The organism is uncultured Bacteroides sp., assembly GCF_902472605.1.
Taxonomy (GTDB): domain Bacteria; phylum Bacteroidota; class Bacteroidia; order Bacteroidales; family Bacteroidaceae; genus Phocaeicola.
This window is the reverse complement of record NZ_CABROP010000012.1, coordinates 1-25,542: the sequence shown is the minus strand read 5'-3', so window position 1 is coordinate 25,542 and position 25,542 is coordinate 1. Positions and strand designations below refer to the sequence as shown.

The window sequence follows — 25,542 nt, the reverse complement described above, 5'->3', positions numbered from 1 at the left end:
TTTTACATCAAGTTGAAAAAACAATGGAGGAAGTATAAAAAAAGCAGAGGCATCTCAAAATCTGAGACGCCTCTGCTTTTTTATAGAAATCCTTCTTTTATTCCTCTTCTGCTTCCAGCAATAGTTCCATTACCTGACAGGCCGATTTGGCAACGGAAGTACCCGGGCCAAAGATAGCCATTACGCCGGCTTTATACAGGAAGTCATAATCCTGTGCCGGGATGACACCTCCGGCAAAGACCAGAATGTCTTCACGTCCCAGACGCTTTAATTCGGCAATGATTTGCGGAATCAAGGTCTTGTGTCCGGCAGCCAGTGACGATACACCTACTGCATGTACGTCGTTTTCCACGGCTTCGCGGGCTGCTTCTTCCGGTGTCTGGAACAACGGTCCCATATCCACGTCGAAGCCACAGTCGGCAAATCCGGTTGCTACTACTTTGGCACCACGGTCGTGTCCGTCCTGTCCCATTTTGGCAATCATGACACGTGGACGGCGGCCTTCTTTCTTGGCAAATTCTTCGGTCAGTTCGCAAGCCCGTGCGAAATCTGCGTCTTTTTTACTTTCTGATGAATACACTCCTGATATGGTTCTGATAATTGCTTTATAACGTCCTACGACTTTTTCGCAGGCATCGGATATTTCTCCCAGGGTGGCCCGTACGCGCGCAGCTTCAACAGCCAGTTCCAGCAGGTTGCCCTTGCCGGTGCGTACGCATTCGGTGATAGCCTCCAGTGCCTTGTCCACCTCGGCCTGATTACGCCCTTCTTTCAGGCGACGCAGGTTTTCAATCTGTTCCTGACGTACGGCGGTGTTGTCCACTTCCAGAATGTCAATCGGGTCTTCCTTTTCCAAACGGTATTTGTTGGTTCCCACAATGGTCTGCTCGCCGGAGTCGATACGAGCCTGTGTGCGGGCAGCCGCTTCTTCGATACGCATCTTCGGAATACCTGTTTCGATGGCCTTGGCCATACCACCCAGTTTCTCAATTTCCTGAATGTGTTCCCATGCCTTGTGAGCCAGCTCGTTGGTCAGAGCTTCCACGTAGTATGAACCGCCCCACGGGTCTACGTTCTTGCAAATCTGTGTTTCTTCCTGAATGTAAATCTGCGTGTTTCGGGCGATACGGGCCGAGAAGTCCGTCGGCAAGGCGATGGCTTCATCCAGCGCGTTGGTATGCAGTGATTGCGTGTGTCCCAGTGCGGCAGCCATGGCCTCGATACAAGTACGTCCCACGTTGTTGAACGGGTCCTGTTCGGTCAGTGACCATCCGGAAGTCTGAGAGTGTGTACGCAGAGCCAGTGATTTCGGGTTCTTCGGATGGAACTGTTTTACAATCTTGGCCCACAGCATACGGGCGGCACGCATCTTGGCGATTTCCATGAAATGGTTCATACCGATGGCCCAGAAGAACGACAGACGGGGAGCAAAGGCATCGATGTCAATGCCGGCAGCTACTCCCGCACGAAGGTATTCCAATCCATCGGCCAAAGTATAAGCCAGTTCGATGTCGGCTGTAGCACCTGCTTCCTGCATGTGGTATCCCGAGATAGAGATGGAGTTGAATTTCGGCATCTTCTGAGATGTGTATTCAAAGATGTCGGAAATAATCTTCATGGAGAAGGCAGGCGGATAAATATAGGTGTTGCGCACCATGAATTCCTTCAGAATATCGTTCTGGATGGTTCCGGCCATTTCTTCCAGTTTGGCACCCTGTTCCAGTCCTGCATTGATGTAGAACGCCATGATGGGAAGTACCGCCCCGTTCATGGTCATGGATACAGACATCTTGTTCAAGGGAATACCATCGAAAAGCACTTTCATGTTTTCCAATGAGCAGATAGACACACCGGCCTTACCTACATCGCCCACTACGCGCGGATGGTCCGGGTCGTAGCCTCGGTGAGTCGGAAGGTCGAAGGCGACCGACAGACCTTTCTGTCCGGAAGCCAGGTTACGACGGTAAAAGGCGTTGGATTCTTCTGCGGTAGAGAATCCGGCATACTGACGGATGGTCCACGGACGGAAGGTGTACATCATGGAGTATGGGCCACGAAGATAAGGAGGAATACCTGCTGCATAGTTCAGGTGTTCCATGCCCTCCAGGTCTTCCTTGGTATATACAGGCTTCACCTGAATCTGTTCAGGTGTTTTCCAGTTGGCGGTGATGCCATTCTCTTTCTGCCATTCCATACCGTTCTGCGGATGGAAACCGGCAAATATATCGATTTGTGTAAAATTCTGTCTCATAGTGTGCAATTCAAGATAAGAGTTTGCGGTTGTATTCGCGTAAAGTTTCCAGCACGTTGCAGCGTACATGGATGAAGTTCTCAATGCCGGCAGCTTTCAGTTCTTCCATGCAGGCCGGAGCACCTGCCACGATAAACATGGCACGTCCGTTGAGGGCCTTGAAGGCTGGAATGGCATATTCGGCATATTCATCGTCACTGGAGCAGAGCACCACGATGTCGGCTTGCGCCTTCATGGCTGCTTCGATACCTTCTTCAATGCTGGCAAATCCTAAGTTGTCGATGACCTGATACCCCGCACAAGCCAGGAAGTTGCAGGAGAACTGGGCACGGGCCTGACGCATGGCCAGGTTACCGATGGTCAGCATGAATGCCTTCGGACGTTTGCCGGAAGTTTCTGTTTCCAGGCGGAGAGCCTCGAACTCGCTGGCTGCACGTGCCGTCTGCAATTTAACCAGGGCTGTTTCCTCTTCTTCATGACCGCCGCATCCGCATTTCGTACATCCGTCCAGTGGGCGTTTGTCGCCGGCCAGTTCGTTGAAGTTCGGATATTGGTTGGTACCTAACAGAATCTCTTTCCGTTTGGATACCGCTTCGTGACGAGCCTTGTTACTCTGGTTCACGGCCTCCTGTACGCTGCCCGCTTTGACCGCTTGCAGCATGCCTCCCGCTTCTTCCACAGCCAGGAAAAGTTTCCAAGCCTCTTTCGCGATGGAGACAGTCAGGTTTTCAATATAATAAGAACCGGCAGCTGGGTCGACGATGCGGTTCAGATGAGATTCTTCTTTCAACAGCAGTTGCTGGTTGCGGGCGATACGTTCAGAGAAATCGTTCGGTGTTTCATAGGTCTTGTCAAACGGCGAAACGGTGATGGAGTTCACACCGGCGATGGCCGCACTCATGGCTTCCGTCTGCGTGCGGAGCAGGTTGACATGCGCATCGAACAGAGTGAGGTTGAAGTTGGAAGTTTCGGCATGGGCTACCATCTTGCAGGCGCAGTAGCAGGTACCGTCTGCTCCTGTATTTTTGCAGTCCGTGCGCGGACATTTCGGTTGGTATTGTTTCACGATGTCAGCCCACAACATGCGTGCCGCACGGAATTTGGCAATTTCCATGAAATAGTTGGAGGTGATGCCGAAATTGAATTTGATTTTCTTGGCAGCCAGTGCGGCGGGTACACCGGCTTCCACCAGCTGGTTGAGGTATTCATTTCCCCAAGCCAAGGCATATCCTAATTCCTGGTAAATATAGGCTCCAGCATTGTTCAGCTGTACCGAGTTGACGGCGATGCAACGGAAATGCGGATATCCGGCCAGTGTTTCCACCAGTTCCTTTCCGGTGGCGATGACCGCACTCACATCTTTTCCTTTCTGCATCATTTTACTGATGGGGTCGAAGTTCAGCGAGCCTTTCAGCTTCTCAGGTGCATAGCCTTTTTTCTGGAAATACGCTACCAGCAGTTGTGCCAGTTGCAGGGTATGGCGTTGGCAGGTAGAGAAGTTCAGTTCGATACACTCGCAGCAGATATCCTTCAGCAGAGTGTCGAGGTATTCAGCACTGAGTTCTTTGGCCTTAATCTGGAATCCGAGTGAATCGACTCCTTTATTCAATATGTCAAGGGCTTTTGCATTGGCTTCGGCAGCATCCTCCACCACAATGTCCTGACGGATAAACCACGTGTTGTCGTCTTTCTTTATACCTCTTATATATGGGTATTGTCCGGGAAGTCCTTCAGTGGTTTTTAGTCCTTCCAAATCTTCTTGACGGTAGAACGGCTTCACTTTGAAACCTTCGTTGGTTTTCCATACCAACTTTTTCTCAAAATCGGCTCCTTTCAGGTCGACCATGATTTTGTCCATCCATTCTTGGGTAGACACGGGCGGAAAATCTGAAAAGAGTTTTTCTTTACTATCTGCCATAGTGAATTAGTGTTTTTGTTGATATTCAGATTTAAAATTATAGTGTAGGTGAGTAACCTGCATGGGCAAATATACAAATTTTCCGGTTGTTTATCTTACATTCTTTCTTTTTTTACAGTCTTGAAAGCCTAAAAACGTGAAACTACCAGCATGATAGTTTTGGTACATGTTAAAGAAAAAAGTGTACATAAGATACTTATTCGGATTCTCTGTCAGGAAAAAAGAAAGAAAAGTTTGCCCTATTGTTTTTAATTGGTTACATTTGCCTTCCGAATAAAAAATTTAATAACTATGAATTGGCTACAAGATTTGTTTACAAATCCCAACTCTATAGCGCATATCGTGGCACTTTATGCTTTTGTGATTGCGGCGGGGGTGTTGTTGGGAAAAATTAAATTCTTCGGCATTTCGCTGGGAGTTACATTCGTCTTGTTTGTCGGAATCTTGGCAGGACACTTCGGGTTTACCGGAAATCCGGCTATTCTTTCTTTCGTACAAGACTTCGGACTGATTCTCTTTGTCTTCTGTATCGGACTTCAGGTCGGCCCTTCTTTCTTTTCTTCGTTTAAACGAGGGGGTATCACGCTTAATTTGCTGGCGGTGGGAATTGTGGTGCTGAACATTGCCGTGGCACTGATTCTGTATTTTGCCTTGCAGGGAAGGGTTGATATTCCGATGATGGTGGGTATCCTTTGTGGAGCGGTGACCAATACCCCGGGACTTGGTGCGGCCAACGAAGCATTGCAGCAGTTGCATTACCAAGGCCCTGAAATCGCTATGGGATATGCTTGTGCTTACCCGCTGGGCGTGATGGGTATCATCCTTTCCATGATTCTTATCCGTTATATCTGCCGGGTAGACGTGAAGCAGGACAGTGATGAAATCCAGAAAGAAGAGGAGGCAAATCCACACATGAAACCTTATACCATTTCCCTGAAGGTTCAGAATGAGGCTCTGAGTGGCAAAACCTTGTCGCAGGTGCAAAACTTCCTGGCACGTGACTTTGTCTGTACACGTATCATTCAGGACGGACACATGATTACGCCAAATGCCAATACAGTGCTTCGCTTGGGCGACCGTATGTTCGTGGTGTGTGCCGAAGATGATTCCGAGGCTATTATGGCTTTCATCGGTCCGAAGATTGAACAGGACTGGGATGTGACGAACCAGCAGGACAAACCGATGGTTTCCCGTCGTATTTTGGTGACGCAGCCGAACATCAACGGAAAGACTTTGGGAGAGCTTCACTTCAGCAGCATGTATGGGGTGAACGTGACCCGTGCCAACCGTTCGGGTATGGACTTGTTTGCGGCCCGTCAGCTTCGTTTGCAGGTGGGCGACCGTGTGATGGTGGTTGGTCCGCAGGATGCCATTGAACGGGTAGCTAACTTGTTGGGTAACCAGTTGCGCCGTCTGGACCATCCGAACATCGTGACTATCTTTGTGGGTATCCTCTGTGGTATCTTGTTCGGTAGTCTGCCGATTGCTATTCCGGGCATGCCGACTCCGGTGAAACTGGGTCTGGCCGGTGGTCCGCTGATTATTTCCATCCTGATTGGCCGTTTCGGTCATAAGGTAAAACTGGTCACCTATACTACAATGAGTGCTAACCTGATGCTACGTGAAGTGGGATTGGTACTCTTCCTGGCCAGTGTGGGAATCAAGGCAGGTGAGAACTTTGTGCAGATGGTCGTGGAAGGCGATGGCGTACTTTACGTCGGAATCGGTTTTCTGATTACCTTTATTCCATTGATTATTACGGGTATTATAGCTCGCTGGCATCATCGGGTGAACTATTTCACGCTAATGGGTTTGATTGCCGGTAGTAATACTGACCCTCCAGCCTTGGCTTATGCCAACCAGATTGCGGGAAACGACGCACCGGCCGTAGGTTATTCTACAGTATATCCGTTGGCTATGTTCTTGCGTATTCTGACCGCACAGTTGCTTGTTTTGCTGATGGCGGGATAATATAGTAGAATTAAAATAGAAAGAACGCCCTGAATCTGAAAAGGTTCGGGGCGTTCTTTTTGTAAATGCCAGTACATAAAGCGTTATTCTCCGTTTTGTTTTCTATGTTTCCCGATGGGAAAACGTACGTTTCCTACGGCGGAAACCTACGTTTCGCGGAAGGAAAACATACGTTTCCGCCATGGAAAACATAAAAAAGAGCAAAGCGTTTGCATAATAACTCTTTGGAAATAGTGGATTTACCTCGAATACTCACCGGGTGGGAAGTGGCTTGTTGACAAAATGTGGCCGGGCGAATGCACGGTGACTTTGTGTGGAAGTCCGGCTGCGGCTTTGTGCCTGCGTGCTTCGTGACTGGTCGAATGTGACAAACTCCTCGTAGTCAGGAGTACGGTTTTCTCCTCTTTCCATGACCATGTCGTAAATTGCTTTTCGTGACGGAGCGTTGAAGCCGCAGGTGTTGCTGTTCATCATGCTGTCTTCGGTGGGGCGATATGCTCCATACATATACGTACAGGCTCCTTCATAGATACCTATTTTTTCATCTTCGTAGCGGCTGTCGTTCAGGAAAGAGGTCCATAGTACAGCGCTTTCATCCTGGGTGAAATCTACATTTTGGGCCCATCCGTAACTTTGCAGTGTCTGCACTTGCTGGATTTCGGTAGAAGAAATTTTCCCATCGTAACTGTATTCGTCTTCCAACTTGGCAAATCCGTGTCCTACCGCTTCGTGCACAAGTACTTCTCGGAACATGTCGTTTTCCAGGTCCTCAATGATGGGGCAGTAGGATATGGCCAGTTCGCTCATCTGGTCGGAAGTGCTATATCCGAAATAAGTGGTCCCTGCATAAGCGGATGAATTGAGTATCACCACTGCCAGCGTTTCGGACAGGTCGAGCCCTTCTACACATTTCGCATATTCCATGACGGTTTCATCGTTGCCGAATACGAGGGTGCTTGAACCACCTTCCATTTGGCATCCGAAAGTAGTGCTGAGGCCATCAAATTTTGTGCTGCTGGAAACGGCTGTGACGGAATAGACATTGAAATAGTTGCGCAGGGATTTCAAAGGTTCTTCTGTGAACAGATTTTCCATGGCCTTGTTCATGACCTTGTCGTAGGTGCCGTCTGCTATTTCCGTATCCAAGAAACCGTCTCCCATGAGTACGATGGGAAGCCCTTTTCCTTCACTGGCCTGTTGGAGAGTCTGTACAGTTTTATCGGCTGAATAGTCGGTAGAGGTCGTGGCCCCTTTGCCATCTTGTATGATGGTGATGCTGTTTATCGGAAGGTCTTTGTAAGTATTCTGCGTATTCTTGTAGAAATTAATGTGAGCGATTCGTGGAGTTTCATTTGGGTTGGCTTGTGCAGTGATATTGAGTATATACTCTTGAACTGAGCGACTTTCCTCTTCTTCTTGTACGAGCCAGGAACTTGTTTTGTAGATTGACAATTCATCCGTACTTATGTTGGTGGTAAAATGGATTTGGAGCGGGGTTTCTTCTGCTCCCACATAGTAAATGGTCTGTTCGGGTTCTACATAGTCGGCCGCAGATTGGGTGACGGTGAGCGACTGGGTTAATCCGTCGGAGACAAGTTGAAGAATTGCGCTTCTGGATGTTTTTTCTTGGTTTGTACTATAGGCAGTCAGGGTTACTTCACAAGTACCAGCTTCTCCAGACGCGGGAGTCACACCCAGCCATTGGCTGTTTGTGGAAGCTTGCCACTCGCGGGTGCTGGTAAAACGAATTACAGTTTGAGAGTTTGCTGTGGCAGGCAAGGTAATCTCGTCCGTATCCGCTTGGAAAGAAAAATTAGGCTCTATTTCTTGTTCGGTACAACTGATGGCCAGAATGATGAAAACGAAAGATAATAGATACTGTTTCATGAAACATTGATATTTAAAGGGACGTATCGAATTTATGTCGTTACATGATGTTGGACAAATAAAATCTACAAAGTCGGATAAAAAATCTACGAATGTGGAGGAATGGGGTAGGAAGGCTTGCAGATTCAGGATTTTCTTAATACCTTGCAGAGAAAATAAACGGAAATTCCGGAGGTGAAATGAAGAGGTGGACACTGTGTCAAATAATCATAGGCGTGGTTGTACTATGCGGGGGATGGATGCTGCCGGTACAGACGTATGCTGTGGCGTCCGGAGAGTTTGCCGCATGGACAGGCGTCCGGGTGAATTGGCAGGTGGACAAGCGTCTGAAATTCAGGGGAACCTTTCAGGCAAGAACCCAACATGGGTTGAAAGAGATGGAACGGGAACGGCTGAATGTAGGGTTGAATTACCGGGTGCTTCCGCTGATGCAGTTGAAGGGATATTATGAACTGCAGTACCGTGACCGCGGAAAGGCGGGATGGAAAACAGGGCATCGCTATCAGGTAGGTTTTGTCGTATCCGGTCCTACAGGAGATTTCAAACTGGGCTGGAGGGAGTTGTTCCAGCATACATTTATCGGAGGTGGAAAAGAAGCCCAGCTCCGTTCCCGGTTGCAGGCCGTGTATGAGCCGGCAGACTGGCGTTTGCATCCTTACTTTTCGATAGAATCCTTTCAGCCGGTAGGTGGGGAGGCGTTCTTTTCGTTGCCTCGTGTGCGTTATCGCCCTGGAGTACAATGGATTTTGTCGCGGAGGACGATGCTGGACGTGTATTACTGTCGTCAGTATGATGTGAAGCGATGTCTGAATGTGTTAGGTATCAATTTGGAAATCACGTTATAAAGAAAGTATAAGATGAATTTTTTAGAATTAGTAAAGCTGCGTCATTCTGTGCGGAACTATGAATCGCGTGCGGTAGCGAAAGAAAAACTGGACTATGTGATGGAGTGTGTGCGCATGGCTCCTTCAGCCGTGAACTTCCAGCCGTGGAAGTTTGCAGTGGTGACGGACGAACCTCGTTTGTCACAGCTGAAAAAAGCCTATCCGAGAGAATGGATGGCCAATGTGCCTTGCCTCATTGTGGCCTGTGTGAATCATGAAGAATCATGGCACCGGAAGTCGGACGGGAAAGACCATGCCGACATTGATATTGCCATCGCCGTGGAACATCTTTGCCTGGCTGCTACGGAACAGGGTTTGGGTACCTGCTGGGTTTGTAATTTTGACGTTCCTCTATGCCGGGAAGTACTTCAGTTGCCCGCCCATATAGAGCCTGCGGTGTTGATTCCGGTGGGGTATTCAGCTGAACAGGAAATGTCAACTAAAAAACGCAAATCGCTGGAAGAAATTTTATTTTGATAGTGATTTAGCGGATTCGTAAACAAATTATCAAATATTTAACGAGTTTTAGCTACAATATTTGTTTGAAATTTCTACTTTTGGGACGCTCTTTGGGAGGTATTTCCTGGAGAGCGCCTTTTTATATACATTCAAATTAATTAAAAGATGGAAAACTTTGAACTGGGATTATTGCTGATGGTGGTTGGAATGGTCACTGTCTTTGTAATTCTGCTCATCGTTATCTGGTTGAGTAAACTTTTGATTTCCGTCGTCAACAAGGTAGCTCCAGAGGAGGCTCCCAAAAAGAAAAACACTTCATCGGGAGCATCTACAGATGCAGGGGCCATGGATGCCATCAAGGCAGCCGTTGATATTCTGACAGCCGGAAAAGGCCAGGTGATAAAGGTAGAAAAATTGCAGTAGTCCATTAGAAAAACACGCATGTAAAATCATGGAACAGAAAGAAGTCAAATTTAGTTTGGTTTTCCGCGATATGTGGCAGAGTGCCGGGAAATACGTACCGCGTGTAGACCAGTTGGTAAAGGTAGCCCCAGCCATTATTGAAATGGGGTGTTTTGCCCGTGTAGAGACAAACGGGGGAGGTTTTGAACAAGTTAACCTGTTGTTCGGGGAGAATCCGAACAAGGCAGTCCGCGAGTGGACGAAGCCTTTTCACGAAGCCGGCATTCAGACGCACATGCTCGACCGTGCGTTGAACGGTTTGCGAATGAGTCCGGTACCCGCCGATGTACGAAAATTGTTCTATAAAGTCAAGAAAGCACAAGGTACAGATATTACCCGTACATTCTGCGGACTGAATGATGTGCGCAACATTATTCCTTCTATCGGTTATGCGCACGATGCCGGCATGATTTCTCAGTGCTGTCTTTGCATCACTTATTCTCCGATTCATACTGTAGAATATTACCTGGATATGGCCAAGAAGCTGATTGATGCAGGATGCGATGAAATCTGTATCAAGGATATGGCAGGTATTGGCCGTCCGGTATTCTTGGGCAAGCTGGTAGCCGGTATCAAGAAGATTAAAGATATCACGATTCAGTATCACTCACATGCGGGACCGGGTTTCAACATGGCTTCTATCCTGGAAGTTTGTAAGGCAGGTTGCGATTACGTGGACGTAGGCATGGATCCGTTGTCTTGGGGTACAGGACATGCAGATGTCATCAGTGTACAGGCCATGCTGAAAGATGCGGGCTTCAAAGTGCCTGAAATCAATATGCAGGCTTACATGAAGGTTCGTTCATTGATTCAGGAATTCATGGACGACTTTTTGGGCTTGTACATCAGTCCGAGAAACCGTCTGATGAACTCTCTGTTGATTGGACCGGGACTGCCGGGCGGTATGATGGGTAGCTTGATGGCCGACTTGGATACGAACTTGGAATCTATTAACAAATATAAGGCAAAACGAAACCTGCCGTTCATGACTCAGGATGAGCTGCTGATCAAGCTGTTCGACGAAGTAGCTTACGTATGGCCGCGTGTCGGTTATCCGTGTCTGGTAACTCCGTTCAGTCAGTATGTAAAGAACCTGGCCATGATGAACGTCATCCAGATGGAAAAAGGCAAGGAACGCTGGGGTATGATTGCCGACGATATCTGGGACATGATTTTGGGCAAGGCCGGACAATTGCCGGGCAAGCTGGCTCCTGAAATCGTAGAAAAGGCAGAGCGTGAAGGACGTAAGTTCTTTACAGGTAATCCGCAGGACAACTATCCGGACCAGTTGGAGAAATATCGCCAGATGATGTGGGAAAAGAAATGGGATACCGGACAGGACGACGAAGAACTCTTCGAATATGCCATGCATCCAGCTCAGTATGAAGCCTACAAGAGTGGAAAGGCTAAGGCTGACTTCCTGGAAGACGTGAAGAAACGTCGTGAAGCCAAGGAAGAAGTCCACATGGCCAACGACCAGACCAAGGTATTGACGGTAGACGTTAACGGACAGGCTTATCGGGTAACCGTTGCCTTCGGTGATGTCAATCCGGCGAAACTGGCAGGGCAGGCAGGTGCTGAAGCCGCTCCGGCAGCTCAGGTGCCGGCTGGTGAAGGAAAAGAAGTTCTTTCTCCGCTGGAAGGTAAATTCTTCCTGACCAAAGGTGCCCAGGAAACTCCGCTGAAAGTGGGCGACAAGGTGAACAAGGGAGATGTGATTTGCTACGTGGAGGCAATGAAGACTTACAATGCCATCCGGGCAGAATTTAGTGGAACGATTACCGCTATTTGTGTAAATTCCGGTGATTCCGTATCAGAAGATGACGTATTAATGAAGATTTTGTGATGGAAGATATATTAGAAAGATTATATGATATGACCGCTTTCAGCAACATTGCTGCTGACCCGCGGTTTCTCATCATGTATGCCATCGCTTTCGTCCTGCTCTATCTGGGTATCAAGAAACAGTATGAACCGCTGTTGCTGGTGCCTATCGCTTTCGGTGTGTTGCTGGCCAACTTCCCGGGAGGCGACATGGGAGTCGTGCAGGCCGACGAGAACGGAATGGTCATGGTGAACGGTGTGATGAAGAACATCTGGGAAATGCCGCTGCATGAAATTGCGCACGACCTGGGACTGATGAACTTCATTTATTATATGTTGATTAAGACAGGATTCCTGCCGCCGATTATTTTCATGGGTGTAGGTGCGCTGACCGACTTTGGTCCGATGTTGCGTAATCTTCGTCTTTCTATCTTCGGCGCGGCTGCCCAGCTGGGTATTTTTGCCGTACTGCTGGTTTCTATCCTGATGGGTTTCACTCCGAGAGAAGCTGCTTCTCTGGGTATCATCGGTGGTGCCGACGGTCCGACAGCTATCTTTACCACTATTAAGCTGGCTCCTCATTTGCTGGGTCCGATTGCCATTGCGGCTTATTCCTACATGGCTCTGGTCCCGGTTATCGTGCCGCTGGTGGTACGTATCTGGTGTACGAAGAAGGAATTGTCCATCAATATGAAGGAACAGGAAAAGAAATATCCTTCAAAGACAGAAATCAAGAACCTGCGTGTACTGAAAATCATTTTCCCGATTGCATGTACTACGATTGTGGCTTTGTTCGTGCCGAGTGCAGTGCCTTTGATTGGTATGCTGATGTTCGGTAACCTGGTGAAGGAAATCGGTAGCAACACTTCCCGTTTGTTCGATGCCGCTTCCAACAGCATCATGAATGCGGCTACTATCTTCCTGGGTATTTCTGTAGGAGCAACCATGACAACCGATGCCTTCCTGAACTGGACAACCATCGGTATCGTGATTGGTGGTTTCCTGGCTTTCGCTTTGTCTATCTCTGGTGGTATCTTGTTTGTGAAGGTGGTCAACCTCTTCACCAAGAAGAAAATCAATCCGCTGATTGGTGCTACCGGATTGAGTGCTGTGCCGATGGCCAGCCGTGTAGCCAATGAAATTGCCTTGAAATATGACCCGAAGAACCACGTGCTGCAATATTGCATGGCAAGTAATATTTCCGGTGTAATCGGTTCTGCCGTAGCAGCCGGTGTGCTGATTTCCTTCCTCGGATAATCTGGGTGGAACTTCAGTAAAATAAAAAAGGATTGCAAAGTGAAAGAGTCGCTTTGCAATCCTTTTTTGTTATGGATATCCTGAAGAGGAGGGTTCAATCTGCTTTTTTCTGCAAATGGTTGTGGATGACGGTGAGGAAGTCTTTGCCGTATCTTTCTTTCTTGAACTCACCGATGCCGCTGATTTCACCGAACTCTTCTATGCTTTGGGGTTTCTTGAACGCCAGCAGATGCAAGGTCTTGTCTGATAAGACGATGTAGGCAGGAATAGCCAGCTGGTCAGCCAGGTCTTTCCGGAGCAAACGGAGCTTTTCAAACAGTTCTGCATCTTCTTCTTCAAAGACGGTAGAGGAGAACATGGGTACGGGAGCCGCCGCTTTGTGACCTTTTGCCGAGGTTTTCTTGCTGTGCGATTCCTCCCGTTTGATGACCACCAGTGGGGCACGTTCTTTTCCGAAGAGGACCTTTTTCCCAGAGGGGGTAATTTTCAGGTGATTGTTTTCGTTGTAGGCAATTTCAAAATATCCGAGGTTCAGCATCTGGAGCAGGTAATCTTGCCAGTCCTTTCCAGGTACATCGCGACCTACGCCATACGTCTTCAGTTTGTCGTAGCCTTTTTCAAGGACTTCGGAAGAGGCGTAACCTTTCAGAATGTCAATGAGCGTACGGGTACCGATTTGTTGGTCGGTACGGGCTATGGCACTCAGGGCTTTTTGTACGATGATGGTACCGTCAAAGCGTTCCGGCGGATTTTTGCACACATCGCAGTTGCCACAATCGTGGTCCATGGTCTCTCCAAAGTAGTTCAGCAGGATTCTGCGGCGGCAGATGTCGGATTCCGCATACTGCTGCATGCGGTTCAGTTTTTCCAGGTTGATGCTTTGCTGATGGCTTTCGGCGGCAAAGCGCGACAAGAGGATGATGTCGCTGAAGGAATAGAACAGCAAGGTCTCGCTGGGAAGTCCGTCGCGTCCTGCCCGTCCGATTTCCTGGTAAAAGTTCTCAATGCTTTTGGGAAGATTGTAGTGGATGACCCATCTGACATTCGACTTGTCAATTCCCATGCCGAAAGCAATGGTGGCGCAGATAATCTGTATGCGGTCGTTGATGAAATCATCCTGCATCATTTCCCGCTGTTCGTTCGATAATCCTGCATGGTAGACTCCTACATCGAATCCTTCGTTTTCAAGGAGGCTGGCTACCTTTTCTGTCCCGTTGCGGCTCATGCAGTAGATGATGCCGCTTTCGTTCCGGTGGCGTCGCAAGAATTTGACAATGGTTTTTATTTTTTCTTTCTGCGGATAGCCTCGTTTCACCTCCAGACTCAGGTTCGGACGGTCAAAGGAAGAAATGAAGATTTCCGGATTGCGCATTTCCAGTTGCTGTATGATGTCTTCACGGGTAATCTTGTCGGCCGTGGCAGTCAAGGCCACTACCGGCACGTGGGGGAAGAAACGTCGGATGTTCTTCAATTGGGTATATTCCGGACGGAAGTCATGTCCCCAGTGAGAAATACAATGCGCCTCGTCGATGGCGAACAGGGAGATGTTGATGTCGCGCAGCAGATAGTTCATTTCAGACATCAGTCTTTCGGGCGATATATAAAGCAGTTTGACTCTTCCTTGTACGCATTCAAAGTAAAGTTGGGCGTTGGTCGCGTCGTCGTTGGTACTGTTTAACGCACGGGCTACGATACCGTTGGCTTGTAAGGATTCCACCTGGTCTTTCATGAGAGATATCAGTGGAGAAACCACAATGGCGGTTCCTTCCATCAGGAGTGCCGGAAGTTGGTAACACATGGATTTTCCGCCTCCGGTGGGCATAAGTACCAGTGTGTCTTTCTTTTGCAGTATAGTGGAAATGATTTGTTCTTGAAGCGGACGGAAAGAAGTATACCCAAAATAAGATTTGAGCGTTTTCAGCATTTTTTCTCTCATGATTCTAAATTTAGATACAAAGATAGGTAAAAAATTAGAGACTTGCCGCTTTCTCTTATTTTTGTCCGGAGGTGAAGTTTTTTGGTAAACTTTTCGGGGGGATTGTTGTGAGATTGAAAAACTTCTGCGATTTTTGTATAATTATGTACGAACGAACAATGCTTGTTAAAATAAATCAGGAATGAGTACAAAAGAAAAATTCGATTATATCGTAGAACAATTTGCCGATCTGCAATTGTTGCGCTATTGTGTGGCCGGTTTTGAGCACCTGTCTTTAAGGCAGAAAGAACTGGTGTATTATTTGTCACAAGCCGCATTGGAGGGAAGAGACATCCTGTTTGATCAGAACGGAAAGTATAATCTGCAAATCCGGAAATTGCTGGAAGTGGTTTATACCACTTATTCGGGCGACAAGAATGATAAAGAGTTCCAAGGACTGGAAGTCTATTTGGAACGGGTTTGGTTTTCCAGTGGCATATACCATCATTATGCCTGTGATAAGTTTGTGCCGGGTTTTTCGCCGGAATTCTTACGGAAATGGATTGACAAAGTGGATGTGTCACAGCTTCCATTGAGGGCTGGACAATCGGTGGAGGACATGTGTCAGGAGTTGTTCCCGGTGATATTTGATCCGAAAGTCATGCCTAAACGGGTGAATCAGGCGGATGGGGAAGACCTGGTGGTGACTTCAGCAGCCAACTATTATGAAGGGGTGACGCAGCAGGAAGCTGAACAGTTTTATGCACAGCAGAAGTCGCAGGGAGATTTGCATCCGGTGATGTATGGAATGAACAGCCGTCTGGTGAAGAAAGAGGGTGTCTTGCAGGAAGAAGTATGGAAACTGGATGGAATGTATGGGGAAGCCATTGAAAAGATTATTGCCTGGCTGGAAAAAGCGGAAAAGGTGGCAGAGAACGATTCACAGCGCGAGGTGATTCGACTGTTGGTGGATTTCTATCGTACCGGCGACCTGAAAGTGTTTGATGCGTACTCAATTGCTTGGCTGAAAGATACGGACTCGAAGGTGGATTTCGTCAACGGATTTATTGAAAACTACGGCGATCCGCTGGGTATGAAGGCCAGCTGGGAGTCTATCGTCAATTTCAAGGATGAGGAAGCTACCCGGCGTACAGAAATCATCAGCCAGCATGCTCAATGGTTTGAAGATCATTCTCCGGTGTCTCCTTCTTTCAAGAAAGAGGTGGTAAAGGGAGTTTCAGCTAAGGTGATTACGGCTGCAATGCTGGGCGGCGATTTGTATCCGAGTTCGGCCATTGGCATCAATCTGCCTAATTCCAACTGGATTCGTAGTGTGCATGGTTCTAAGTCGGTGACGATTGGAAACCTTACGGATGCTTATAATAAGGCTGCCAAAGGCAATGGTTTCCGCGATGAGTTTGTGTACAGTCAGGCGGAAAAGGACTTGCTCGAGAAATATGCCGACATTACTGGTGACCTTCATACCGACCTGCACGAATGTGTAGGGCATGGCTCCGGCAAATTGTTGCCGGGAGTAGATCCGGATGCCTTGAAAGCGTATGGTTCTACCATTGAAGAAGCCCGTGCCGATTTGTTCGGTTTGTATTATCTGCCTGACAAAAAGCTGGTGGAACTGGGGCTGACTCCTGATGAAGAAGCCTATAAAGCGGAATATTATGCGTATATGATGAACGGATTGCTTACCCAAATGGTGCGCATTGAACCGGGATGCGATCTGGAAGAGGCACACATGCGTAACCGTCAGTTGATTGCCCGTTGGGCCCTTGAAAACGGCAAGTCGATGAATGTGGTGGAACTGGTGCAAAAAGAAGGAAAGACGTATGTGAAAATCAATGATTATACTCAGTTGCGCAAATTGTTCGGCAGGTTGCTGAGCGAGATTCAGCGTATCAAGAGTGAAGGCGATTACGAAGTAGCTCGTACGTTGGTAGAAAAATATGCCGTGAAACTGGATGTGTCGCTTCACGAAGAAGTGCTGGCTCGTTACCGTGCCCTGCATCTGGCTCCTTACAAGGGATTTGTCAATCCGGTATATCGTCCGGAATACGATGCGGAAGGCCGGATTGTAGACGTGAAAGTAGATTATACAGAAGGTTATAAGGAGCAGATGCTTCGTTATGGCCGCGATTATTCTAATTTGAAAATTTGAAGATGACAGAAGCAGAAATACATGAAACGATAAGAGAAATCAAGTCAAAGTTCCGCTTGTTTATGAATGGAGTGATTTCTCAAAGTATGCGGGAGAAAGGATTTGATTATAAATTGAATTTTGGCATTGAATATCCCCGCATTAAAGAAATTGCAGCGGAGTATGAGCCCAATCATGAACTGGCTCAGGCATTGTGGAAGGAGAATATCCGTGAGTGTAAAATAATGGCAGGTTTGCTCCAGCCTGTAGAAACCTTTTATCGGGAGATTGCCGAGATATGGATAGAAGACATGCACTATCCGGAACTGGCTGAGTATACTGTAATGAATCTTTTCCAACGTTTGCCATACGCTTCAGAGGTTGTTTTCCCATGGATGGCCGACGAACGTGAATATTTTCAGCTTTGCGGGTATCTGTTGATGGCCCGTCTGCTGATGAAAGGATGGACATTGAACGAGCGGGCAGAGGAGGAATTTCTGGACCAGGCTTTTACCGTATTGGAAGGAGATTCAGATATGCGCAATGTGGCGGGAAAGGCGGTTTGTAAATTTGCCTTGCAGTCGAAAGCAAACGCACGTAAGGTACTCCGTATGTTGGGAAATCTTATAAAATCATCAAAGCCTGAGGTCCGTATGGTGGCTGAAGAATTAAAAAATGAGATAGAATATAGCCTGTAATCTTTCTAAATTACTCAAAAAAATATAACTTTGACCGCTGAACGATTATTGGGATGGAAGAGAATATAAAAGATACAGTCAAGCAAATCCTTACCGAGTATTTGCAGAAGAACGGACATCGGAAGACGCCAGAACGCTATGCCATACTGGAAACGATTTATTCCATCAAAGGACATTTTGATGTGGATGAGTTGTATAGTTATATGGCGGAAAAGGAAAAGTTCCGGGTGAGTCGTGCTACCCTGTATAATACCATCATTTTACTCATAGATGCTGGTCTGGTCATCAAGCACCAGTTTGGCAATACTTCCCAGTATGAACGCTCGTATAACAATGAAACCCATCATCACATGATTTGTACCAGCTGTGGAAAGGTGTCGGAGTTTGAAGACGAGAACCTGAAGCAGGCTATTGCGCAGACAAAACTGAAGGGATTTTATGCTTCGCATTACTCTTTATACATCTATGGCTTGTGCAATAAGTGCATGGCGGCGAAACGGAAGAAGAAATAATACCAAAGAATATATAAAACAAAAAGAATCATGAAAGTAGATGTTTTGCTAGGTTTACAGTGGGGCGACGAAGGAAAAGGCAAAGTAGTCGATGTGTTGACTCCCCGTTACGATGTGGTTGCCCGTTTTCAGGGAGGCCCGAACGCCGGACATACTCTTGAATTTGAAGGTCAGAAATATGTACTCCGTTCCATTCCTTCTGGAATTTTTCAGGGAGATAAAGTAAATATCATTGGTAATGGAGTAGTGCTTGACCCGGCCTTGTTTAAGGCGGAAGCGGAAGCATTGGAAGCAAGCGGTCACCCTTTGAAGGAACGTTTGCATATTTCCAAGAAGGCCCATCTGATTTTGCCTACTCACCGTATCCTGGATGCTGCATACGAAGCTGCCAAAGGTGCTTCTAAAGTGGGAACTACCGGAAAGGGTATTGGCCCGACTTATACAGATAAGGTGAGCCGTAACGGACTGCGTGTGGGAGATATCCTGCATAACTTCGAGGCTAAATATGCAGCTGCCAAAGCACGTCATGAAGCAATCCTGAAGAGCCTGAATTATGAATATGATATAACGGAACTTGAAAAACAGTGGATGGAAGGCATTGAATACCTTCGTCAGTTCCATTTGGTGGATAGTGAGCATGAAATCAATCGTCTGCTGAATGAAGGCAAGTCTGTACTTTGTGAAGGTGCTCAGGGTACCATGTTGGATGTAGACTTCGGTTCTTATCCGTTTGTCACTTCTTCCAATACCATCTGTGCCGGTGCTTGTACGGGTTTGGGATTAGGTCCTAACAAAATCGGTGAAGTGTATGGTATCATGAAAGCTTATTGTACACGTGTCGGTTCAGGTCCGTTCCCTACTGAACTTTTTGATGAAACCGGAAAGAAGATTCGTGACTTGGGACATGAATATGGAGCTGTAACGGGTCGTGAACGTCGTTGCGGATGGGTTGACTTGGTGGCATTGCGTTATGCTATTATGATCAATGGGGTTACTCAGTTGATTTTGATGAAGAGTGATGTTTTGGACGATTTCGATACCATCAAGGCTTGTGTGGCATACAAAGTCAATGGAGAGGAAATTGATTACTTCCCGTTCGATATTACAGAAGGAGTTGAACCTGTGTATGCAGAACTTCCGGGCTGGAAGACGGATATGACCAAGATGACCAGTGAAGATGAATTCCCCGAAGAATTCAATGCTTATATCACTTTCCTGGAAGAACAGTTGGGTACTCCGATAAAGATTGTGTCTGTAGGTCCTGACCGTGAACAGACAATTGAACGCTACGTGGATTGATTTATTTATCTGAATAAATTGGGAAAGCCATCCTTTTGAGGATGGCTTTTTTTGTTTCTTTTAATGAAACTGATTATCGCTTAATTCTTTTGTTGTTACTATCTTTTTGATAGATATAATTATCTATATGTCGTTTTTTGATTTTGTTTTTATTTCACGGATTTTTCTGTTATCTTTTGTTTATTCCATTTCTTTTTCTTACTGTTTATCCATCTGATTGCTGTATTAAAGGTGGATTGATATTCGTTTTTATTGTGTCTTTTTGGTGATTTTTATTATTTTTCTGTGATATTTTGTTGTTTATTAGATTAAATATATATCTTTGTGGTGTTGTTAATAGGTTTTAATATGTATTTATAATGTATTTTATTAACTAAACGAGGTTTATTCATGTTTAATCAAAGGAGGGATTTATGAAAAGGAAACTTACATTGATGCTGACCTTTCTGTTTGTATGGATGGGAGTAGCATGGTCACAAGGATTAACGGTGAAAGGTGTGGTGACTTCAGAAGAAGATGGGCTTCCTATTGTAGGAGCATCAGTGCTGGTGAAAGGTACTACCCAAGGAACCATCACCGATGTGGATGGTAATTTTGAGATTTCAGGTGTGAAGGCTGGAAGCAAGACCTTGATTGTTTCATTTGTGGGAATGAAAAGTCAGGAGGTAGCGATAAAGCCCAACATGAAGATTGTATTGCAGTCGGATACGGAAACCTTGGATGAGGTAGTGGTTACTGCAATGGGTATTTCAAGAGAGAAGAAAGCATTAGGATACGCCTTGCAAGAAGTAAAATCGGATGAAATTACTCAAGCCGCACCGTTGAATGTGGCTAATGCACTTTCAGGTAAGATTGCCGGAATACAGATTACTTCACAAGGTGGACAGGTTGGAGCCTCTCAAAATATTGTGATTCGTGGTAATTCTTCATTTGGAAACAATGCGCCTTTGATTGTGGTGGATGGGGTACCTGTGCAGAATGATAACGGAACAGGTTCATCTGTCAATTTGGGTTCAGGTTTGAACGATATTAATCCGGAAGATATTGAATCCATATCAGTATTGAAAGGTGGTTCGGCAGCCCTTTATGGTATGCGTGCTGGAAACGGTGTTATCCTTATCACAACCAAGTCGGGTAAAAAAGACAAAGGCGTACAAATCTCGTATGACGGAAGTTTTACGGTTGACCAGATTTACAACTTGCCAAAACTTCAGAACAAATACGGGCAAGGATATTACGGAAGTGAGTTTGACTGGAAAGAAGGAGGTTACAGCGATACTATGTCATACGCAGATTTTGCTGTACAGCATGGATTCTCCTACTACGACGGTATGGGAAATGGGGTGAATGATAATGCTGACGAGTCTTGGGGACCACGTTTGGATATCGGTCTGATGATTCCACAATTTAATAGCCCGGTTGTGAATGGTGTGCGCCAAGCTACTCCGTGGGTATCTCATCCGGACAATATCAAAGATTTCTTTGAAACGGGTTACTCACAGAGCCACATGATTTCATTGACTACTTCCAATGAAAGATCATCCACTCGTGCTTCGTTGGGATACCGCGATCAGAAAGGTACTACACCCAACACAGACCAAAAACGTTACTCTATTGCCATAAACTCGAAGATGAGTGTAAACAAGTATCTTGACTTCGATTTGTCTGCAAACTTTGTCCGCACCAAGAGTGACAATCTTCCTGGAACCGGATACAGCGGTTCAAACGTACTGCAGTCTTTGCTGCAATGGCATGGACGTCAGATTGACATAGAGGATTTGAAGGCAAATTATGACCAGAAGGACGAGATGGGTAATTATACTCATTACAATTGGCAGCAGGCTTATGCCACGAACCCGTACTGGGTGCTGAACCATAACTTGAACAAATACACCCGTGACCGTTTCTATGGCAAGTCTTCTATTTTTATCAAGCCTACTGACTGGTTGAAGTTTGAAGGACGTCTTGGTTTTGATCACTTCGATTCAAATCAGTTGTCTAATATAGAATGGAGTGTGGATTATCCGGATGGATATTTCCGTAACTACGATCGTCGTACCACGGAAATCAATGCCGATTTCATCGCTTACTTCACCAAACAATTCGGTGACCTCAATGTGAATGCGTTAGCTGGAGCTAACTATCGTGATTATGCGTACGAAATTAATACAATAGGAGCTGACCAGTTGACCGTTCCCGGACTTTATACCGTAGCGAACGCAAAAGGAACAGCTTATACTGCACAGAACCATGAAACACGGCGTTCGAACTCTGTGTACGCCAATCTTTCATTGGGGTGGAAAAATCAGCTTTATGCAGATATCAGTGTACGTAACGACTGGGATTCTACCATTAAGGATGCGTTCTTCTATCCGTCATTTAGCGGTAGCTGGATTTTGACAGAAACACTTCCGATGCTGACCAGAGGGGGTATTCTCAATTTCCTGAAGCTTCGTGGTGGATGGGCTAAAATCGGTAATGCCACAGATCCATATGTATCTAACTCATATTATTCAGTAGTGTCTGCACCGTTTAACGGTACTACGCTTTACTACAATCCTACGACTTATCCTGCACGCGATCTGCGTCCTGAAATGATAAAGACATGGGAAGTCGGTCTTGAGGCAAGCTTGTTGGATAACCGTATTCACTTTGATGGAGCTTATTACCAGAAAGTTACTACCGATCAGATTGTGCAAGCTAATGTCGCAACTTCCACCGGTTATAGTTCTATGTATATCAATGCGGGTAAGGTAAGCAACAAAGGTGTTGAACTTCAGTTGTCAGCCGATATTTTCCGTAATCCAAAAGGATTCAGCTGGACTACCACATTAAACTGGGCAAAGGATAAAAGCCGTATCGACGAACTTTATACTGATCCTGTTACCGGACAGAAACTGGACGCTTATGAAATCGGAAGCAGCTGGAGCTGTACCAGCTATGCAATACCAGGTGAAAGCTGGGGAACACTTGTGGGAACAGGATATGTATATAATGACGATGGTTCCATTCGGGTAGAAAACGGAATGCCGGTATATGAAAGTGCACAAAAAATCGGAAATGTAAGTCCGGACTGGTTGGCTGGCTGGAGCAACGAATTTACCTACAAAGACTGGAGCTTCGGGTTCTTGCTTGACTTCCGCAAAGGGGGAGATGTTTACTCTATCTCACAGGCTTTTGGTACACAGACCGGTATATATGATTTTACTGCAGCGGGAGATATTCGTGAAAACGGTGTTATTGCAGGTAAGAATGTGTTGACCGACAAAGTGTTCAAGACAGCCGACGGTAAAATCAATGATGTGGCAGTGAATGCGGAAGACTTCTTCTATAACTTCTATACCATTTGTGAAATGTCAGTCTTTGATGGTTCTTACTTGAAGTTGCGTGAAGCACATCTTACTTATACCTTCCCTAAACAGTTGTTGAAGAATACATTCATCAAATCAGCGAAGATTTCACTGGTTGGAACAAACTTGGCACTGTTATGGGTACATAGTTCGAACCTCACTCACCTTGATCCGGAATCTACAACGGGTTCAAGCAATGGAGACGTAGGTTTTGAATCAAACTCTTACCCTCCTTCACGAAGCATTGGTTTAAAGTTAGGAGTGACATTCTGATAAAATTAATTTAAAAGGAACTGACTATATGAAAAGATATATTAAGAAAATCACCATGGCATTCATGGCTGGAGTTTTAATTTGGGGTGCTACCGGATGTACGAACTCGTTCGAGGAAATCAACCAAGACCCGGACAATGCAACCAATGTTCCAAATGGGAACCTTCTTGCTTATGTTATTTACTACACTTCCTATCGATTCAATGACCGCTGGTTTGCGATGGATGAGCCTATGACTTTCTGCGGTTATGCGGCAAAGATGAGTTACATCGATGAATCGCGTTACAGCTATCGTACAAATATACAAGATAGTAACTGGGAGTATGTATATCGTATCCTGAATAATGTGATGGATTTGCAGGGACGTGCCACGCCCGGTTCGAATCTTTTGAATGTGGCCAAAGTGATGGAAGTAACTGTCATGCAGGTCGCTACCGACAGATGGCGTGACGTTCCTTACAGCGATGCCGTAAAAATGAGTGAAGGTATTCTGACTCCTAAATACGATAAGCAGGAAGACATTTATCCGGCCTTGCTTGCGAAGTTGAAAGAAGCTGCCGATAGTTTTGCCAGCAACGAGGGAACTGATGATATCAGTGACGGTGACTTATTGTTTGGTGGGGATGTCACTAAATGGCAGAAGTATTGCAACTCACTGCGTCTTCGTTTGGCTATTCGCATATCTGAGGTTAGTCCTGAGCTGGCACAATCAACTGTGGAGGAAGTGTTGGGTGATCCTTCACGCTATCCGATTATGGACTCTAATGATGACAATGCATTCTTCTGGTGGCAGGGTTCCGATTCCAACTTTTTCGAACCGATAGCCGACCAGTATCGTACACGTAAAACGGAATATTGTGCGTCCGACGTGATGGTCGACAATTTGTTGGCGGCCGACGATCCCCGTATTGGCATTTATTTCACTCCTACGCCGGCAAGTCAAACGGAGGGTGATGATGATTATACCGATGGAACTCCTGTGTATAGAGGATATACTATCGGAGCTTCCTCAAATGCGGTTTCTAAATTATACTCGGTATGGAATTATAAATACGGGCAGGACTTAGGAGGATTTTCTCCTTGGATGCGTGTAGCCGAAGTGTATTTCCATATTGCTGAGGCTGCCATGCTGAACTATGATACTGGTAGTTACGCTACTGCGGCTGCCAACTATGAAAAAGCCGTGCGTTTTTCTATGGTTGAAAATGAAGTAAGTGATGCAGACGCAACCGAGTACCTGGAAAATGGAGGTAAATTTGACAACACGTTAAAGAAAATATGGTACGAAGAATGGGTCGCTATGTTTAAGCAGGCGATGGAAGGTTGGTCGTTGTACCGTCGTACGGGAGTTCCTGAAAACAACTATATTGCTCCGGGACGTCCTGCTCAGTACGCGAACCATAATGTGCCCCCATTGCGTTCGCCGTATCCTTCAACCGAACTAAATTTGAACGCGGCCAATAATGCACCTTATAATGCTGAAGTCGTGGATAACTTATGGGGTAAACCTATGTGGTGGGACACCAGAGAGGGTGTATATTAATCTACTCTTAAAGTTGACATTGGACTGAAGGGGGGATTATTTAAATAGACCCTGATGTATATGTCTCTCTTTTAATTTGCATTTTGAAGGGGTTTCTCAGTGATGAGAGGCCTCTTTTTTATTTTATGCAATTTGTTAATCACTTTGAATATGATTCCTTGAAGGTTAATATGTGTTGTAAAACATGGTTTTTCAGCTGTTTCTTTTGTGGTTTCAACCGGAATGTTTACTTTTGCACTGTGTTTTTCATAGTATTAGATTTAAGGTTAACAAAGGTTGGAGTTCAGCGGAACTCCTTTTTTTATGTCCGTAGGTGAGGTTTCCTTTTTTTCTGTTTGCTGAGCCGTTCTTTTATTTGTTCGTTTTTCTGTAAGTTTTCCTTCAAGCCGTTTCTTCTGTTTTTTCGTAAGCTTCTTCTTGTTCCTCCTTGTAAGCGTCCCGTTTGTTTTTCAAGCGCTTCGTTTTTTCCTCTTCAGGCGTGTCGTATTGAAGAAATGTCGGTGAGATAATCCTTTGTTGTATTTAGGTTTTCTATGTTTCCGTCCGGGGAGACGTATGTTTCCCTGCCGGGAAACGTACGTTTCCCACGGCGGAAACCTACGTTTCACGAGAGGAAAACATAGAAAATGTCGGGAGTCTCTGGAAAAAATGTGCCTGCGGTGTGAGTTTTATACATGCGCGTACACACGCCCGCGCGAAATACATAATGTAGTACCGTTTCCGTCCGTTTTTGAAAGCATCAAAAAACTTTCACCTGCAACCGCCTTGTTAACAGCGATTTACAAAAAATCTTCAAAAAATCCGCAAAAAAGTATTGCGTAAAAGTTGCAGAACCGGAAAAAGTGCGTACCTTTGCAACCGCTTTCGAGAGGGAGAGCCGCTGAGAATGA

16 protein-coding genes are annotated in these 25,542 nt (G+C 46.1%); 12 read left to right on the top strand and 4 right to left on the bottom strand.

Annotated elements, in window-relative coordinates; translation table 11 throughout:
* Positions 1-97 precede the first annotated feature (97 nt).
* Together scpA and mutA are read right to left on the bottom strand one after the other, a co-directional pair.
* On the bottom strand, positions 98-2,251 hold the full coding sequence (gene scpA, locus RDP42_RS04380; RefSeq protein WP_303913422.1) for a methylmalonyl-CoA mutase: 2,154 nt from the start codon (positions 2,249-2,251) through the stop codon (positions 98-100).
* A gap of 10 nt (positions 2,252-2,261) precedes the next feature.
* Positions 2,262-4,169, bottom strand: a complete 1,908-nt coding sequence (mutA, locus tag RDP42_RS04375; RefSeq protein WP_308762692.1) for a methylmalonyl-CoA mutase small subunit — start codon at positions 4,167-4,169, stop codon at positions 2,262-2,264.
* Between the two features lie 291 nt (positions 4,170-4,460).
* Here mutA and RDP42_RS04370 point away from each other — a divergent pair, with 291 nt between their 5' ends.
* A complete protein-coding gene (locus tag RDP42_RS04370; RefSeq protein WP_308762691.1) occupies positions 4,461-6,140 on the top strand; it encodes a putative transporter in 1,680 nt (559 codons plus the stop codon).
* A gap of 252 nt (positions 6,141-6,392) precedes the next feature.
* On the opposite strand, the gene RDP42_RS04365 is transcribed toward RDP42_RS04370, so the two are convergent.
* Positions 6,393-8,027, bottom strand: a complete 1,635-nt coding sequence (locus tag RDP42_RS04365; RefSeq protein ID WP_308762690.1) for a M64 family metallopeptidase — start codon at positions 8,025-8,027, stop codon at positions 6,393-6,395.
* A gap of 179 nt (positions 8,028-8,206) precedes the next feature.
* On the opposite strand from RDP42_RS04365, the gene RDP42_RS04360 reads away from it, so the two are divergent.
* The 5 genes from RDP42_RS04360 to RDP42_RS04340 all read left to right on the top strand — a co-directional run bounded on the left by RDP42_RS04360 (position 8,207) and on the right by RDP42_RS04340 (position 12,913).
* Positions 8,207-8,872 (top strand): DUF2490 domain-containing protein, encoded by a 666-nt coding sequence (locus tag RDP42_RS04360; RefSeq protein WP_308762689.1) that lies wholly within the window; start codon positions 8,207-8,209, stop codon positions 8,870-8,872.
* 12 nt (positions 8,873-8,884) lie between these two features.
* On the top strand, positions 8,885-9,388 hold the full coding sequence (locus tag RDP42_RS04355) for a nitroreductase family protein (RefSeq protein ID WP_308762688.1): 504 nt from the start codon (positions 8,885-8,887) through the stop codon (positions 9,386-9,388).
* A gap of 147 nt (positions 9,389-9,535) precedes the next feature.
* Positions 9,536-9,793, top strand: coding sequence for an OadG family protein (locus tag RDP42_RS04350; protein WP_303913438.1), 258 nt, complete (start codon positions 9,536-9,538; stop codon positions 9,791-9,793).
* Between the two features lie 28 nt (positions 9,794-9,821).
* On the top strand, positions 9,822-11,678 hold the full coding sequence (locus tag RDP42_RS04345) for a biotin/lipoyl-containing protein (RefSeq protein ID WP_308762687.1): 1,857 nt from the start codon (positions 9,822-9,824) through the stop codon (positions 11,676-11,678).
* On the top strand, positions 11,678-12,913 hold the full coding sequence (locus RDP42_RS04340) for a sodium ion-translocating decarboxylase subunit beta (protein ID WP_303913442.1): 1,236 nt from the start codon (positions 11,678-11,680) through the stop codon (positions 12,911-12,913). Before RDP42_RS04345 ends, RDP42_RS04340 begins: the two co-directional genes overlap by 1 nt.
* Before the next feature lie 94 nt (positions 12,914-13,007).
* On the opposite strand, the gene recQ is transcribed toward RDP42_RS04340, so the two are convergent.
* Complete coding sequence (gene recQ / locus RDP42_RS04335; RefSeq protein WP_308762715.1) at positions 13,008-14,837, bottom strand: DNA helicase RecQ; 1,830 nt, start codon at positions 14,835-14,837, stop codon at positions 13,008-13,010.
* Between the two features lie 193 nt (positions 14,838-15,030).
* Between recQ and RDP42_RS04330 the strand changes: the two genes are divergently transcribed.
* From RDP42_RS04330 to RDP42_RS04305, 6 genes are all read left to right on the top strand, one after another.
* Positions 15,031-16,998 carry a dihydrofolate reductase gene (locus RDP42_RS04330; RefSeq protein WP_308762686.1) on the top strand — a complete coding sequence of 656 codons (1,968 nt, stop codon included), beginning with the start codon at positions 15,031-15,033 and terminating at the stop codon, positions 16,996-16,998.
* A gap of 2 nt (positions 16,999-17,000) precedes the next feature.
* Positions 17,001-17,675, top strand: a complete 675-nt coding sequence (locus RDP42_RS04325) for a DNA alkylation repair protein (RefSeq protein WP_308762685.1) — start codon at positions 17,001-17,003, stop codon at positions 17,673-17,675.
* Between the two features lie 53 nt (positions 17,676-17,728).
* Positions 17,729-18,187, top strand: a complete 459-nt coding sequence (locus RDP42_RS04320; protein WP_072541789.1) for a Fur family transcriptional regulator — start codon at positions 17,729-17,731, stop codon at positions 18,185-18,187.
* Positions 18,188-18,217: 30 nt separating this feature from the next.
* Positions 18,218-19,486: an adenylosuccinate synthase gene (locus tag RDP42_RS04315; RefSeq protein WP_308762684.1), complete on the top strand. Its 1,269-nt coding sequence runs from the start codon at positions 18,218-18,220 to the stop codon at positions 19,484-19,486.
* 413 nt (positions 19,487-19,899) lie between these two features.
* A complete protein-coding gene (locus tag RDP42_RS04310; protein ID WP_308762683.1) occupies positions 19,900-23,109 on the top strand; it encodes a SusC/RagA family TonB-linked outer membrane protein in 3,210 nt (1,069 codons plus the stop codon).
* Between the two features lie 28 nt (positions 23,110-23,137).
* Positions 23,138-24,652, top strand: coding sequence for a SusD/RagB family nutrient-binding outer membrane lipoprotein (locus RDP42_RS04305; protein WP_308762682.1), 1,515 nt, complete (start codon positions 23,138-23,140; stop codon positions 24,650-24,652).
* The last annotated feature ends 890 nt before the right edge of the window (positions 24,653-25,542 follow it).

Coding starts and splice junctions, on each gene's coding strand:
- RDP42_RS04370 (WP_308762691.1), top strand. CDS start 4,461: ATGAATTGGCTACAAGATTTGTTTACAAATCCCAACTCTATAGCGCAT.
- RDP42_RS04350 (WP_303913438.1), top strand. CDS start 9,536: ATGGAAAACTTTGAACTGGGATTATTGCTGATGGTGGTTGGAATGGTC.
- RDP42_RS04355 (WP_308762688.1), top strand. CDS start 8,885: ATGAATTTTTTAGAATTAGTAAAGCTGCGTCATTCTGTGCGGAACTAT.
- RDP42_RS04360 (WP_308762689.1), top strand. CDS start 8,207: ATGAAGAGGTGGACACTGTGTCAAATAATCATAGGCGTGGTTGTACTA.
- RDP42_RS04320 (WP_072541789.1), top strand. CDS start 17,729: ATGGAAGAGAATATAAAAGATACAGTCAAGCAAATCCTTACCGAGTAT.
- RDP42_RS04345 (WP_308762687.1), top strand. CDS start 9,822: ATGGAACAGAAAGAAGTCAAATTTAGTTTGGTTTTCCGCGATATGTGG.
- RDP42_RS04310 (WP_308762683.1), top strand. CDS start 19,900: ATGAAAAGGAAACTTACATTGATGCTGACCTTTCTGTTTGTATGGATG.
- RDP42_RS04305 (WP_308762682.1), top strand. CDS start 23,138: ATGAAAAGATATATTAAGAAAATCACCATGGCATTCATGGCTGGAGTT.
- RDP42_RS04315 (WP_308762684.1), top strand. CDS start 18,218: ATGAAAGTAGATGTTTTGCTAGGTTTACAGTGGGGCGACGAAGGAAAA.
- RDP42_RS04330 (WP_308762686.1), top strand. CDS start 15,031: ATGAGTACAAAAGAAAAATTCGATTATATCGTAGAACAATTTGCCGAT.
- RDP42_RS04365 (WP_308762690.1), bottom strand. CDS start 8,027: ATGAAACAGTATCTATTATCTTTCGTTTTCATCATTCTGGCCATCAGT.
- RDP42_RS04325 (WP_308762685.1), top strand. CDS start 17,001: ATGACAGAAGCAGAAATACATGAAACGATAAGAGAAATCAAGTCAAAG.
- mutA (WP_308762692.1), bottom strand. CDS start 4,169: ATGGCAGATAGTAAAGAAAAACTCTTTTCAGATTTTCCGCCCGTGTCT.
- RDP42_RS04340 (WP_303913442.1), top strand. CDS start 11,678: ATGGAAGATATATTAGAAAGATTATATGATATGACCGCTTTCAGCAAC.
- scpA (WP_303913422.1), bottom strand. CDS start 2,251: ATGAGACAGAATTTTACACAAATCGATATATTTGCCGGTTTCCATCCG.
- recQ (WP_308762715.1), bottom strand. CDS start 14,837: ATGCTGAAAACGCTCAAATCTTATTTTGGGTATACTTCTTTCCGTCCG.